The organism is Prevotella sp. P3-122 (assembly GCF_002251365.1).
Lineage (GTDB): Bacteria > Bacteroidota > Bacteroidia > Bacteroidales > Bacteroidaceae > Prevotella.
In genome coordinates this window covers 1-694 of sequence record NZ_NPJH01000031.1, presented here as the reverse complement: position 1 = coordinate 694, position 694 = coordinate 1, and the positions used below count along the sequence as shown (strand labels likewise).

1 tRNA gene and 2 rRNA genes are annotated in these 694 nt (G+C 52.3%); all 3 read left to right on the top strand.

Annotated features, from left to right (window positions below):
* Positions 1-85, top strand: a 16S ribosomal RNA gene (locus tag CIL02_RS06350); the annotation flags it as partial.
* A gap of 108 nt (positions 86-193) precedes the next feature.
* Positions 194-267 (top strand) — tRNA-Ala (locus CIL02_RS06345).
* A 140-nt stretch (positions 268-407) separates the two neighbouring features.
* Positions 408-694, top strand: a 23S ribosomal RNA gene (locus CIL02_RS06340); the annotation flags it as partial.

The window sequence follows — 694 nt, the reverse complement described above, 5'->3', positions numbered from 1 at the left end:
GGGTCGGCCTAGGGCAAAACTGGTGATTGGGGCTAAGTCGTAACAAGGTAGCCGTACCGGAAGGTGCGGCTGGAACACCTCCTTTCTGGAGCGGAGTTCCTTTGTATAACACAAGTCAAGGTTGGTTATCCTTTCTTGTACTTCTCTTCGCTGTCTCTTTGATAGGAGAGACTGGAGACTGGCACCTCTCTTTGGGGGATTAGCTCAGTTGGCTAGAGCGCTTGCATGGCATGCAAGAGGTCATCGGTTCGACCCCGATATTCTCCACGCTTCCCTTATATTTGGGAAAGAGATCTTTGACATATTGACACAAGCAAGACTGTAATAACAGGAAACTCCTTCCTGCATGTCCTATGGAGATGCGAGGAAGAGCTGAAAGTATGAGCGTCCGGCCTTTTGGCCGGAAATCGAAAGTAGTAAAGGGCGCATGGCGGATGCCTTGGCTCATGGAGGCGATGAAGGACGTGATAAGCTGCGATAAGCCTGGGGTAGGTGCAAATGACCTCTGATCCCGGGATTTCCGAATGGGACAACCCGGCTGTCTGAAGGACAGCCGCCGTCGGTAATTTCCGATGGCGCCAACCGAGGGAACTGAAACATCTTAGTACCTCGAGGAAAAGAAAACAAACGTGATTCCCCCAGTAGTGGCGAGCGACCGGGGAAGAGCCCAAACCAGTGGCGTAGCAATGCGCCT